The sequence below is a fragment of the Pseudomonas rhizosphaerae genome (genome assembly GCF_000761155.1).
GTDB lineage: Bacteria > Pseudomonadota > Gammaproteobacteria > Pseudomonadales > Pseudomonadaceae > Aquipseudomonas > Aquipseudomonas rhizosphaerae.
The window spans coordinates 3,384,501-3,396,780 of sequence record NZ_CP009533.1 but is presented as its reverse complement, the minus strand read 5'-3'; the positions used below and the strand labels follow the sequence as shown (position 1 = coordinate 3,396,780).

The window sequence follows — 12,280 nt, the reverse complement described above, 5'->3', positions numbered from 1 at the left end:
TCTTGCCGCGGTGCAGTCACGCTTTGGTTATTTCCAGATATATAACGTTACGGTAGGGGTCGAAGTACAAATATGACTTGGCTACTTGGCTAGCCGGTAGCAACTTGCGCATGGCGTCTTTGGTTCTCAGGATCAAATGCCAATCCATGACGGCCTCCATGTACCCGCGCCCCCAATTGTCCGGTGTGAAATTGGCGATGAGAAGTGTGCCTCCGGAGGTCGTCCGTTGCAAAAGCGTAGCGCACAACGCCTTTGCGGCATGATCCGGAAGATAGTCGAACAAGCCCGCCGAGTAGATAAGATTGAAGTCGCCCAGGCTCGGGTCGGCGGCGATGTCTTTAACATTCATTCGTACGGGTGTTACGAACGCCTTCAGGGTGTCTCGGACAACATCGAGACTTTCGGCATCCTGGTCCAAAGCGATGAAGCGCTTTATTCGAGCTATGGTTGCAGGCTGCAACATCAACCCTTCGCGGCAATGACCGCACGCCACGCTCAGCACGGAAAGACTGCTTCGACGCTGGGCCTCACGGGTAATCAGACCGGCGAGATGCTCGCATCTCCAACGCACGCTCGCGCCATTGGGGCTGGCGACCACAGCCCGGAAAATGCGCTCGCCCAGTTCACTGCACCCGCTGGGAGGCTGCTGGAAATTCATGTAGTCCATCATGACTGCATCGCCAGCGTAACCTTGAGGCTTCTCCAGGGCGCGGCGAGTATAAGGATCTTCCTGCAAGCTCCGAGCGAGCGGATGAGACCTGAAAACTTTGAGAACCTGAGCAGTCCAGTCGTCATCGTTCAACGTCAAGCGGTGTTCCGTCAACGCTTCCGAAAGCTGGGTAAAGCCTTTGACGAGATCGCCCTGTTCAATTTCATCAAGGCACGCGTTGAACAACGTCTGGAGAGCGGACATGTAATAAGTTTCCCGTTGAACTCGACTGAGCAGTAACGTGCAATAGATACTTGGATAACGCTAGCACAGGCTCAAGCCGAATCAGCGGGATTATCGATGTTTATTTGTTTTCATAATTGGAGTAGGTGTAAACAAACATCTGAATAAAAAATAACTGAATTGGATCGTTGAATGAAAAATTTCATGGGCTTTAACCAGTCTGTATATCACCAGCCAAGTTGAAGTCGTTCGCGCGGTGCAGGCATCGTCTCGATGGTCTTTTCACAAGATGCTGTACTTGGCAGGCCACGAACAGCCCGCTCGATCAAAGCCTGAACCCCTCGACGATATGCTCGGCCAACGCATTGATCATCGGCGAGCGGGTATCGGGGTTGCGCAGCAGCATGATGCTGGCCAACGGCAACAAGGGCATGCCCTCGGCTTCGCCAATGATCCGCATCCCGGGCGTGATCAGGCTCTGCAACTGCGCAGTGACGGCCAGGCCAACGCCGACTGCTGCCATGATTGCGGCGAGACTGGGGCTGGAATAAGCGATCCGGTAGGGCTTCTGCGCGGCGTCCAGGGCATTGCACGCCCATATCCGGCAAAAACAATCGGTATTGAACATCGCCAGCGGCACGGGCGTTTGTTCGTGAAGAAAAAAGCCCTCGGCTTCGGCCCACACGAAGCGTTCCTGCCGCAGCAACTGGCCCACCTCGCGGCCGGGCTCACGGGTAACGATCGTCAGATCCAGGTCCTTGCGTTGCATTAACTGCCGGGAGCTCTCGCAATGCACCTCTACCTGCACCAGCGGAAACGCCTGAGCGAAGCCGGACAGAATCCCCGGCAGAAAGCGCATGGCGTAGTCGTCCGGAGTGCCGATGCGCACGGTGCCGACCATGTGCGGCTCGCGCAAGGTGGTGAACACCTCGCTGTGCAGTTTGAGAATGCGGCGCGCATAGCCCAACAGAATCTGCCCTTCAGCCGTCAGCTTCACCTGCCGGCCATCGCGCTCGAACAGTTGCCGACACAGAACGTCTTCCTCGAGCCGCTTCATCTGCATGCTCACCGCCGATTGGGTGCGGTTCACCCGCTCACCGGCCTTGGTGAAACCGCCCTCATCGGCGATGGCCACGAAGGTACGCAGGACTTCCGAATCGATGCTCTGGTAGTGGGACATTGATCAATCTCTGAGATGCACTGCATTCAAAACATTCGTTGGATTGATGTTAAGCCTGAACAGAGAATCAAGCCATCAACCCGGAGGATGAGCAGATGAAAGGTCAAACAGTGAATGCCTGTGCTTCGCATGGCTGCTGCACCCAGAGTGAGCCAGTAAGACTTTTTGTGAATCCATGGAAGCGCATTGCGCGCTGGTACGAACTGACTCGGCAACGCCACCAACTGGAGCAGATGAGTGACGCCGGGCTCAAGGATCTGGGCCTGAGCCGGGCGGACATCTATAAAGAGATCGAGCGCCCGTTCTGGGACGATCCGTTTTGCAAGTGATGTCTCGGGCGCTGAAGGAGGGGCAGACATTGGGATAATCCGCTCGGCCACCACCGGATCAAGACAAACGACGCCGTCATCCGTCTTATTGGCAACCGAGCGCATTCTCCGCCGCGTGGGTTTGCCGGTCGGCTTCTTCTGAGGTCAACGCCCTACGCTCACGTGCCTGCACAGCAAGGAACGCCCAGAAACATGATCCGCAGAGTATTTACCGTATTGAGCGCATGGTTGCTTAGTGCAGCGATGGCCGCTCAAGCGCAGCCGGTTGCGCTGGACGGCACCGAGCAATGGACGATGAAAAGCGAAGGCGGGCGGGAATACCGCATCATGATCAGCCTGCCCGAGGGCGATGTTCCTTATACCGGTGGTTATCCAGTGATTTACCTGTTGGATGGCAATGCCTATTTCCCCGCGTTCCATGCCGCCAAGCGCGCGCAGGCCAAATTGCGCGGCGCTATTCTGGTGGCGATCGGGTATCCGAGTGACACGCCGCTGGACTTCAACAGACGCGCGTTCGATCTGACACCGCCTGCACCGCAAGATCGCAACACGCCGGCACAGGGTGGCCAAGATCTATTTCTCGACTTCATCCAGAAGCGCTTGATGCCCAAAGTGTCCGAGCACTTCAAGGTCGACGAGGATCAACGCAGCCTGGTCGGGCACTCATTTGGCGGCATGCTGGGTGTGTACGCAGTGTTCACTCGGCCCACCCTGTTTCAACACGTTGTAGCGGTCAGCCCCAGCCTATGGTGGCGTGACCAGTTCTTACTGGCGCCTGAACGCGCTTTCGCCGAGCGCGTCCGCGCCGGACAACTCGATATGACGCAGACAAGCCTGAGCATCGTGATGGCCGAGCGCGATTCGGTTCAGGCGATCCAGGATGCCAGCGCGTTGTATTCACGCCTGCAAGCATTGTCAGGCTTCGGACTGCGAACCGGCTTTAGGGTCGAACCTGGCGAAGATCATGCGTCCATACCCTTCCGCATCCCCAACCAGGTGCTGGGGGAGCTGATCGGAGCGAGGCGCTTTTAAGGCAGGGATATACAGGGTTGTGTGAGTGCGGGCAGGAGCGCGCAAGCGCAAATGATTCTCTTTGTGATATTTTCCTGCCCTTGCCACTCCGCCTTTCAAGGTTGCGTTCATGTCCGGCTCAGATCTCAAGGCGCTTTACCTCGCCCACCGCAGCGAAATCCAGGATTACCTGGATCGTCGCCTGCGTTGCAAAGAGACCGCCGCCGACCTGACTCAGGACACCTTCATTCGCCTGTCCGAACAGATGGGCCGCACCCCGATTGCCAATTTCCGCGCCTATCTGTTCTCCAGCGCCCGCAATCTGTTCATCGACCACACCCGGCGCCAGGAACACCGTAAAGGCGAAACCCTCGATGCCAAGACAACCTCCAGTTTCGAGCCGTCTACGCCCACCCTTGAACAAGCGGCGATTGCCCATCAACAGCTGAATACGTTGAACGACGTGATTCAGAATATGCCCGCGCCGTGTCGCGAAGTGTTTCTGATGGTGCGGGTGGAAGGCCTGACCTACGTGGAAATAGGCCAGCGCCTGGGGATCCCGTCGAAGACCGCTTACAGCCGCATGGTTCGTGCCTTGGACCTGATCAAGATCGGTATGTCCGAATGAGCGCCGAACCTCCACCAGTCTCGCGCGTTGACGACATCAGCCATCAGGCGAGCGCCTGGTTCGCGTTGGTTCAGGGCGGCGCGCCCACTGCCGCCGAGCAGGCGGAGTTGGCCGCCTGGCTCGATGCCGACCCCCGACATACCGAGGCTTACGCCCAGCTCGAGCACCTGTGGGCCGTTTCCGCGCAGTTGCACTCACTCGCCAGGGCACCGGCTGCCCCACAACTTTCCCGCCGACGCTTCGTTGGCCTGGGCATCGCCGCCAGCGCCGTAGCCGTCACCGCCTGTGCATCGGCGCTATGGCTCAAGGATATGGGCCTGCCGTTCGCCGATATCCGCAGCGCCGTGGGCGAACGGCGTACGGTCAGTCTGCCCGATGGGTCCACTGTCGACCTCGCTGGCAACACCGCATTGAATGTGGATTTTTCACCGACCCGGCGCGCCGTGGAACTGCTTCATGGCGAGGCCTACTTCAATGTGCTGCCCTCGGCGGCTGGCGAGTTCACGGTCAACAGCCGATCGGGGCAGGTGGTGGCCGCCGACGCTGGATTCTGTCTGTCCTGCGATGACGCATCGGCGCTGCTGGCGGTGAACCGCAAGACGGTCCGTGTGGTGACGGCCAACCAGCAGGTCGATTTGGGAGAGGGCCTGTCGGTGCGCTTCAGCAGCGATCGTACCGGCGCCATCCAGCATGCCGAGCTGGAGCAGGTCCTCGCCTGGCGCAGCGGACGGCTGGTGTTCTTCGACAAGCCTTTGCTCACCGTCATCGATGAGTTGCAACGCTGGCGCGAAGGCCGAATCTTCATCATGGACAAGCAACTGGCCATGCGCCGGGTCAGTTTGATACTCAACTTGAACAAGCCCGAGCAGATGCTCGACGCCATCACCAAAGCCCTGGCCGTTCGAGTGGATCGCTACACCGACCTCGTCACCCTGATCTATCCCGCCTGATCCCGCAGCAAATAATTCACGCAGCCTTAGGGAATTGCGCTCGCTCATGCGTCTTAGCCTGACTGATTGGTATTCGCATCTTCGAGCACTTCCTAGGGAATGACCGCAATGGCAACGCAACTCAACCATGAATCCAGAATCGACAGCCGCTGGCAGCGCAACGCGCTGGGCACCGCATTGGCGTGCACGCTGTTCGTCGGCGCGCTTCAGGCTCATGGGGCGCCGGTCCATGCGGCGGCGACGTCCGTAGAGCGGCTATCACTCAATATTTCTGCCCAACCATTGCGTCAGGCCTTGTTGATGTTCAGCCAGCAATCGGGCCAGAACGTGTTGCTGGACGGCAACCTGGACAGCGCCTTGCGCAGCACCGCAGTGGAAGGTCGCTACTCCACGGAAGAAGCCCTCGCGAGGTTGTTGCAAGGCAGCGGCTACACCTTCGCTCGAACGGATGCCACGACCGTCTACCTAGTGCCGGTTCAAGCCACGCAGGCCAACAGCGAAATCCTGCTGGCGCCCACGCAGATCCAGTATCAAGACAACGCAGGCGTCAGCCCAAGCCAGAGCTACCGGGCAAACCCTGTGTCCAGCACCACTCGCCTGGGCCTGAGCGACAAGGAAACCCCGCAGGCGATCACCGTCGTCACGCGCCAGCAGATGGACGATTTCCAGCTCAACAGCGTGAAAGATGCGCTGCGTAACGCACCGTCGGTGACCGTCGAACAGTTCGAAACCGATCGCACGGCCTTCACTTCACGCGGTTTCAAGATCGAAAACTTCGAGTTCGACGGCATGAGCCTGCCGTTCTCCGGGGGTGTACTGGTCGGCGATCAGGACATGACCGAATTCGAACAGGTCGACGTCCTGCACGGCGCCAATGGGCTGATGAGCGGCACCGGCGATCCGTCCGCCACGGTCAACCTGGTGCGCAAGCGGCCTACGGATACGTTCCAGGCGCGGATCGACAGCAGCGTAGGTTCATGGGACAACCGCCGCTTGGGCTTCGACGTGTCGGGTCCGCTCAGTCAAAGCGGCAATGTTCGCGGACGTTTCATCACCTCCCACGACAAGGGCAATTCCTACCTGGACCAGTACGGCCATGAGGTCAACGTGGCAGCGGGCCTGTTGGCCTTCGACCTGTCCGAGGCCGACACCCTCACCGTGGGCTTCACCCAGCAGAACAGCTACTCCAACGGCAGCACCTGGGGCGCCTTGCCCATCGCCGATTACCAAGGTAACCGCATTCACTACAGCAGCCGCAGCTCCAGTGTCGGCCAGCCCTGGACCTACTGGGACGTGAAGACTCAGCGCGCCTTCGCCGAGCTGACCCACGCGTTCGACAACGGCTGGAACAGCACCCTTACCGTGGCCGGAATGAAGCAAGATTCCGACACCAAGATGCTCTACGCCATCCCCGCCACCGCCGACGAGGCCTATGCCTATATCAACCGCACCACCAGCAAGGAAGAGCAGATCACGGCCGAAGCGAAACTGTCCGGCCCCTTCGCGCTGTTCGGCAGGCAACATGAATTGACCCTAGGTGCCAACTACGGGCGAACCCACCACGACGAGGTCGGCCATTACAGGGACTCATCCGGCAACCAAATAGTGAGCCTGGCCGACGCGCTGTCCGGCAATGTCGTGCAACCGCCGCTGAACTACACCGACGACCTCAACACCCAGCTGTTCACCGACCGCCAAAAAAGCCTGTTCGCCGGCGCGCGCTTCAGCGTTGTCGACGACCTGCACTGGATTGCCGGGGCACGCATGCTCAGTGCCGACGGCGATGGCGCCGGGTATGGATCGCCTCACGACACACGGGTCCACGGCAAAGTCACCCCTTACACCGGCCTGGTCTACGACCTCACGCCGCAGTGGAGCCTGTACACCAGTTGGACGAAAATCTTCAAACCGCAATACCTGCGCAGTACCGGCAGTGGCTTGCTCCTTCCACTTGAAGGCAAGAGCCTGGAAGTGGGTATCAAGGGACTCGTGTTCGACGAGCGACTCACCCTGACCGCTGCGGCGTTCAAGACCGATCAGCAGAACGTCGCCGAACTCACCGGAGAAATCGTCGGTGGCCAGTACCTGTATCGCGGCACTAACCTCAAAAGCCGTGGCTTCGAACTGGGTGCATTGGGAGAAGCGTTACCGGGCTTGGACATAGCAGGTGGCTATACCTTCGTGCAGATCGAAGACGCCAATGGCGATGAAACCCGCAAGTACATTCCCACCCATAGCCTGCGCGGCAGTCTGACCTACCGCCTGCCCGAGATGCCCAGCGTCAGAGTGGGCACCCGTTTCCAATGGCAAAGCGCAACCGAAGTGGACACCAACCGCAATGTGCGCCAAGACGCCTACGCGTTGGTCGACCTAATGGCCAGTTACGACATCGACGATCACTGGAGCACGTCGCTGAACCTGAACAACCTCACCGATCGCAAGTACTTGCTCTCGCTGTATCAATCGTCCGGCTCCACCAACTACGGGGCGCCGCGCAATTTGACGGCGTCGGTGACGTGGAAGTATTGAGCTGTTGGGACTGCTTGGTTATCACCCCGGCAGGGTGCATGTTGAGGTGATGTGAGGATGAGTCCTCCATCACGAATGCTTGAAATATACGTGGAGCTCAGTGGCGTCGGTCGAAAGTGAGGTAGCTTTCCTCAAGCACTCAACAAGATACTAGGGCGCGTAAATTCTCGTCCACCGATCGAGTGAGCTTCCATGAAACGCCGCAATTTCATCCTGGGCGCCGGCACAGCAGTGCTGATGTTGAAACTGGCGGCCCTTCAAGCCAAAGACCCAACGGCCCCCAGCGAAACCGTCGAGCTGTGGAATGGCGTGCCGCCAGGCGGAGGCGGCCCGTCGGGAGACAACACGCTCACATCCCATGGCTCTCTAAGCAACGTCGTTCGCCCCTATCTTCAAATCTTCAAACCCGATAAACCCAACGGAAAAGCGGTGATGGTCGCCGCCGGTGGCGGGTACAAACGGATCGAACTGGGAGGCGAGGGATGGCCCATGGCGGATTGGCTGACGCAGCGCGGGTACACCGCGTACGTGCTGGCCTACCGCTTGCCGAGTGAAGGCTGGAACGCCGGCAACGTCGTCGCAATGCAAGATGCACAGCGCGCGCTGCGCATTGTCCGCAGCCGGGAAAGCCACGTCTCGCTACTGGGCTTTTCAGCCGGTGGCCATCTGATGGGCATGACCGCAACGCTTGGCGATTCTCAGACCTATGCAGCGCAGGACAGCATTGATTCGATAGCTGCCGTCGCCGAAGGAGCAGCGTTGATCTATCCGCCTATCACGTTGGAGCGGCCTTACACCTATACCTCGACCCACAAGGTACTGGTGGGGGCAGATGCGTCGGCACAAGAAGAGGCTAAGTGGTCTGTGCAGAACCGCGTGACAGAGAGCACACCGCCCGAGTTCTTGGTGCAGGCGGAGGATGACTCGGTGGTGGATCCCCACAATACGCTGATCATGGCCGCGGCGTGTGAGCAGCGTGGGGTGGCTGTGGAGATGCATCGGTATGCGACGGGGGGCATGGGTTTGGGTTGGGGAGGGGGATGCGCCGACGAGGGAATGGCCGGGGAGGTATGAGGAGTGGTTGGGGAGGTTGGGGTGGGATGACCTACGGTAATCAGGATGTGGCTGTAACTACGCTTGTGGCCACTCGCTGTTCCAGCAGGTTCCGAGCCCTACAAACGCCAGAGCGGATCCTGCCCCATCGTTGCCGTTGCCCATTCTGCAAACGCTCGTACGCGGGCGGACAGGCGCCTTGAATAGGGGTATACCAAGCTCATTGGCATGCTCGGCAAGTGCCACTCCGGCAGTAGCTGCACCAGCTTGCCATCTGCCAGCAACGCCTGTGCCTCGCACAGCGGCAAGGCCACAAAGCCCAATCCCGCTTGCGCCGCCGCCATGTAGGCACCACCGCTGTTGAATCGCATAGCTGGAGTCTGCTCGATCAGCACGCTTTGACCACTACATTCCAGCCGCACCAAGTTCTGCCTGCCGCTGGCGGGAAACACAAAAGCCAGATAGCGCAACTGCGTGAGGTCTTGCGGACTGTTTACCGGCGGATGTTCATTCAGGTATATGGGCGATGCGCACAGTGCAAACCGCATCTGCCCGATGGGTCGGCACACTAGGTCCGGATCGGTCACCAGGCCGCCGCGGATAGCGCAGTCGATGCCTTCCTGAACCAAGTCCGCCACTCGCTCGCTGCAGCCCAGATCCAATTGGATGTCCGGGTAGTCGCTCACAAAGCTTGGCAGCGCAGGGATCAGCAAGAAACGGCCTACGGGCGAAGGCATATCTACCTTGATCTTGCCGCGCGCGACGAAGCGCGTTTGCAAGACGCTGGCTTCCAACTCGTCGATGTCTTCCAGCACCCTGCGTGCCCGCTCGTAATAGGCAGCACCGTCCGTGGTAGCAGTCACACGACGAGTAGTGCGGTGCAGCAGCTTTAGCCCTAGCTGATCCTCCAAAGCCCTAATCTGGCCTGACAGCGTAGTCTTTGCTATGGCGAGCGCCTCTGCGGCGCGGGTAAAGCTGCCCAATTCAACAATGCGGCAAAACGCTCGCATCGCCTCAAGTCGGTCAAAAGCCATGATTGTCCGGATAGTCGTCTAATGCTTACGATTTTAGCCGATTTATGAGTTACATCCCGACCAATAAAGTGAGCGCGTTCCCGGACATCCACCGGGCTACTTTAGAGGACATCACCATGACCGCCCCACGCGTGAATTATGCACACGTTGCCCCACACACTTACAAAGCCCTGCTGGGTCTGGAAAAAGCGATGGGCGAATCGTCTCTCGAAAAGTCGCTGCACGAGCTGGTCAAGATACGCGCTTCCCAACTTAACTCATGCGCCTATTGCATCGATAAGCACACCAGCGATGCCATCGCGCTTGGGGAAACCCCACGGCGTATGTTTGCCCTCTCGGCTTGGCATGAAACTCCATTTTTCACAGACCGTGAACGCGCTGCTTTGCTGTGGACCGACACCTTGACCCTTCTGGCCGACAATGGCGCTTCCGAGGCAATCTACAGAGTAGTGGCCCGACAGTTTGACGATCGTGAATTGACTGACCTCACCTTTGCCATCGCCACTATCAATGCTTGGAACCGGTTTGGTGTTGGGTTTGGTATGCAGCCGGCGGAGTGATTCTTTTCGCTTTGGGGTAAGTGGCGCTTGTTAAGGTGACTTGGGTGTTTGTCAGGCTGGCTCTCGCGAGGAGAATCGCTGCAGAGCCACTTTTTACAGGTAGCTAACTAAGGCGGTGGTCATAGCAATTCTTTTGCTAGGCAAAAAGCGTAGCAAAGCGTTGACCAAGCAAACAGATTGCCCCCAAGCCTGGGTATGGACGATACCCGAACATGATCTACACCTAACGATATTCACTTTTGGCATTCGTGTACCGTGCTTTCACCATCCAACCCAGCTTAAACACCGTTGGCCAAAATAATGTGTTCGAAACGTCGTGCACGCTGGCCTCCCATCGCCAGTATCCGAATGTCGCGATGTCATCCGTCCATCGAGCCACTTTCCGGGGCAAGCCAGCCTCAATACAACCGCCCAGCCGATGTAGAACAGGTAGCGGCGTATGAAAACGACCAAGGCTAGGTAAATCGCCATGCAGCCATGGATGTGCAGGGCGTCCTTGGACATGCCTGTCGCCGAGACGATGATCAGTGATGATTTGGAAAAAGGGAGGTGTCCATGGTGGGTTTGGCTTCCTTGATTTCATAGAACTGTAGTCGCAGTTGTAGGTGTGCGGTGTTCGCGTGCCGGGTTGGTGAGATGTTGGGTAACGGCTTAGGGCGGTGGTGAGTGGGCCGAAGGTTTGGCGGCCACGGGTCGCTCCTACTGGGGTTGCGCGTGGGCCGGGTATACCCACAAAAACCACAAACATAAAAGGCCCACCTTGCGGTGAGCCTTTCTCGTCAGACTATGGTGCGGCACCAGACGAACGGTTGTTTGCTGTGAGGCCCCGATTTTGGCGGGACTGGAATTTGGTGGATTTTTCGACGTACCTCAAAGGGTATCTATAAAAAAATCAGCTAGCTATGGCCTTCTGTGGAATCGAATCTGGAATATTGGGGCCCTGTCGATTGCTGCTATGCAAGAGGACGTCTGCTGCTGAAGACATTTTGAACGCTTCAGTGAGATCACCGCTTTCGAACAATAGCTGGGGAGGGGCACAAAGTGTCTCGAAGCTGCCCTTCCCACTCTCGATACCTCAGAATCACGGTACTGATCAGGGTTAAGTTAGCGGATGCCAAGTGTAGAGCCCCAAGCGAAAAGGGCTTTATGATGACCGTCAGAGGCGTCGCCGTAACTATGACAGTGCTTCATGAGGGCCCGCAGTGTGGCTTTTCACAGAGCGTCTCCGCTGAAAATGATTTTATCGGCAGCCTTCGTGTCTATAGCATTGTCTATTGGCACTACCGATCAAGCTCGACGGAGCTCCATCTCGACGATGCGCTGTTTTTCTCGCTATAGATGAGGGCAACAGGACCCAGCAGCAGTAACGTTTTTTTCTTGTTCTTAGCGGATGGGCCTCCAGTTGTCCAAGGTACCCACGTGTCAAAGAATGGCCGATCCCGCTCCTCCATGTCATGTCGCAACTGAAGGATTTCGGATGTCGTCGGTACATTGTTCGTATGGGCGACGCTTGGGACGATTTTGTCCAAGCCCTTGAAAAACTGTGTGCTGCTGAAGCCCTTCATTGAGAGGCCATGTGTGCGCAGCACATTTACCAAGTTCGAATTTTCTCCTTTGAGATAGGTCGCCATCTGAAATGTTTTCGTGATGGGGAATAGGAAAAAACTCGGATTTGCGCCACGTGTCGTTAGTGAAAGCTCATAGTCTCCTCGCATGGAAAATAAGCAATCAAACTTCACTGCCCCGGTTTTGAGCCTGAATTTTTAGATGTCCAGGTTTTGGGCTTGCATGCTTTTACCCAGTTTTTCCAAGCCGCCCATGTGTATGGTCATGGTCTAACCTCGTTCATTCGTTAGTTTTTACTCATGAGGGCGATCACACCCATTTGATGCGACCGTCTTTGACCCAGAAATGAGACCGGCAACCATTGTTCAACCATACGGACGGATGAAGGGACGGCAGGCCAGCTGGATTCAACGTGTAACTCCAGCGAGGACGGGCCTCCTCAATCACAAGCAGTTCAATGGTTCGGCCGCAGCCACATGGGCATCGAAAACCGATGCACCAGTCTTCTCTGCCGTCCCTGGCAAGTACGAGCGAGCGAATTGGCATCT

The 12,280-nt window shown here is 57.8% G+C and carries 11 protein-coding genes; 7 read left to right on the top strand and 4 right to left on the bottom strand.

The annotated features are described in order from the left end of the window. Window positions 1–16: 16 nt before the first annotated feature. A complete protein-coding gene (locus LT40_RS15080) occupies window positions 17–913 on the bottom strand; it encodes a class I SAM-dependent methyltransferase (protein ID WP_052393446.1) in 897 nt (298 codons plus the stop codon). A 304-nt stretch (window positions 914–1,217) separates the two neighbouring features. After that, on the bottom strand, window positions 1,218–2,072 hold the full coding sequence (locus tag LT40_RS15075) for a LysR substrate-binding domain-containing protein (protein ID WP_043191711.1): 855 nt from the start codon (window positions 2,070–2,072) through the stop codon (window positions 1,218–1,220). A gap of 95 nt (window positions 2,073–2,167) precedes the next feature. On the opposite strand from LT40_RS15075, the gene LT40_RS21325 reads away from it, so the two are divergent. The 6 genes from LT40_RS21325 to LT40_RS15045 all read left to right on the top strand — a co-directional run bounded on the left by LT40_RS21325 (window position 2,168) and on the right by LT40_RS15045 (window position 8,593). Beyond that, on the top strand, window positions 2,168–2,401 hold the full coding sequence (locus LT40_RS21325; RefSeq protein ID WP_043191708.1) for a DUF1127 domain-containing protein: 234 nt from the start codon (window positions 2,168–2,170) through the stop codon (window positions 2,399–2,401). 192 nt (window positions 2,402–2,593) lie between these two features. Next, window positions 2,594–3,433 carry an alpha/beta hydrolase gene (locus tag LT40_RS15065; RefSeq protein WP_043191705.1) on the top strand — a complete coding sequence of 280 codons (840 nt, stop codon included), beginning with the start codon at window positions 2,594–2,596 and terminating at the stop codon, window positions 3,431–3,433. A 109-nt stretch (window positions 3,434–3,542) separates the two neighbouring features. Next, complete coding sequence (locus tag LT40_RS15060; protein ID WP_043191702.1) at window positions 3,543–4,040, top strand: RNA polymerase sigma factor; 498 nt, start codon at window positions 3,543–3,545, stop codon at window positions 4,038–4,040. Then, a complete protein-coding gene (locus tag LT40_RS15055; protein WP_043191700.1) occupies window positions 4,037–4,990 on the top strand; it encodes a FecR family protein in 954 nt (317 codons plus the stop codon). The genes LT40_RS15060 and LT40_RS15055 overlap by 4 nt, the downstream gene beginning before the upstream one ends. Before the next feature lie 108 nt (window positions 4,991–5,098). Then, window positions 5,099–7,519 carry a TonB-dependent siderophore receptor gene (locus LT40_RS15050; RefSeq protein ID WP_043191697.1) on the top strand — a complete coding sequence of 807 codons (2,421 nt, stop codon included), beginning with the start codon at window positions 5,099–5,101 and terminating at the stop codon, window positions 7,517–7,519. Window positions 7,520–7,711: 192 nt separating this feature from the next. Then, on the top strand, window positions 7,712–8,593 hold the full coding sequence (locus tag LT40_RS15045; RefSeq protein WP_202807707.1) for an alpha/beta hydrolase: 882 nt from the start codon (window positions 7,712–7,714) through the stop codon (window positions 8,591–8,593). A 98-nt stretch (window positions 8,594–8,691) separates the two neighbouring features. On the opposite strand, the gene LT40_RS15040 is transcribed toward LT40_RS15045, so the two are convergent. Continuing rightward, entirely contained in the window at window positions 8,692–9,606 is a 915-nt protein-coding gene (locus LT40_RS15040; RefSeq protein WP_043191695.1) for a LysR family transcriptional regulator, read from the bottom strand. A gap of 116 nt (window positions 9,607–9,722) precedes the next feature. Here LT40_RS15040 and LT40_RS15035 point away from each other — a divergent pair, with 116 nt between their 5' ends. Next, a complete protein-coding gene (locus LT40_RS15035) occupies window positions 9,723–10,166 on the top strand; it encodes a carboxymuconolactone decarboxylase family protein (RefSeq protein ID WP_043193734.1) in 444 nt (147 codons plus the stop codon). A 1,875-nt stretch (window positions 10,167–12,041) separates the two neighbouring features. On the opposite strand, the gene LT40_RS21875 is transcribed toward LT40_RS15035, so the two are convergent. After that, window positions 12,042–12,278: a ubiquitination-like system serine protease family protein gene (locus LT40_RS21875; protein WP_237749330.1), complete on the bottom strand. Its 237-nt coding sequence runs from the start codon at window positions 12,276–12,278 to the stop codon at window positions 12,042–12,044. Window positions 12,279–12,280 lie beyond the last annotated feature (2 nt).

Coding starts and splice junctions, on each gene's coding strand:
- LT40_RS15080 (WP_052393446.1), bottom strand. CDS start 913: ATGTCCGCTCTCCAGACGTTGTTCAACGCGTGCCTTGATGAAATTGAA.
- LT40_RS15075 (WP_043191711.1), bottom strand. CDS start 2,072: ATGTCCCACTACCAGAGCATCGATTCGGAAGTCCTGCGTACCTTCGTG.
- LT40_RS21325 (WP_043191708.1), top strand. CDS start 2,168: ATGAAAGGTCAAACAGTGAATGCCTGTGCTTCGCATGGCTGCTGCACC.
- LT40_RS15065 (WP_043191705.1), top strand. CDS start 2,594: ATGATCCGCAGAGTATTTACCGTATTGAGCGCATGGTTGCTTAGTGCA.
- LT40_RS15060 (WP_043191702.1), top strand. CDS start 3,543: ATGTCCGGCTCAGATCTCAAGGCGCTTTACCTCGCCCACCGCAGCGAA.
- LT40_RS15055 (WP_043191700.1), top strand. CDS start 4,037: ATGAGCGCCGAACCTCCACCAGTCTCGCGCGTTGACGACATCAGCCAT.
- LT40_RS15050 (WP_043191697.1), top strand. CDS start 5,099: ATGGCAACGCAACTCAACCATGAATCCAGAATCGACAGCCGCTGGCAG.
- LT40_RS15045 (WP_202807707.1), top strand. CDS start 7,712: ATGAAACGCCGCAATTTCATCCTGGGCGCCGGCACAGCAGTGCTGATG.
- LT40_RS15040 (WP_043191695.1), bottom strand. CDS start 9,606: ATGGCTTTTGACCGACTTGAGGCGATGCGAGCGTTTTGCCGCATTGTT.
- LT40_RS15035 (WP_043193734.1), top strand. CDS start 9,723: ATGACCGCCCCACGCGTGAATTATGCACACGTTGCCCCACACACTTAC.
- LT40_RS21875 (WP_237749330.1), bottom strand. CDS start 12,278: ATGCCAATTCGCTCGCTCGTACTTGCCAGGGACGGCAGAGAAGACTGG.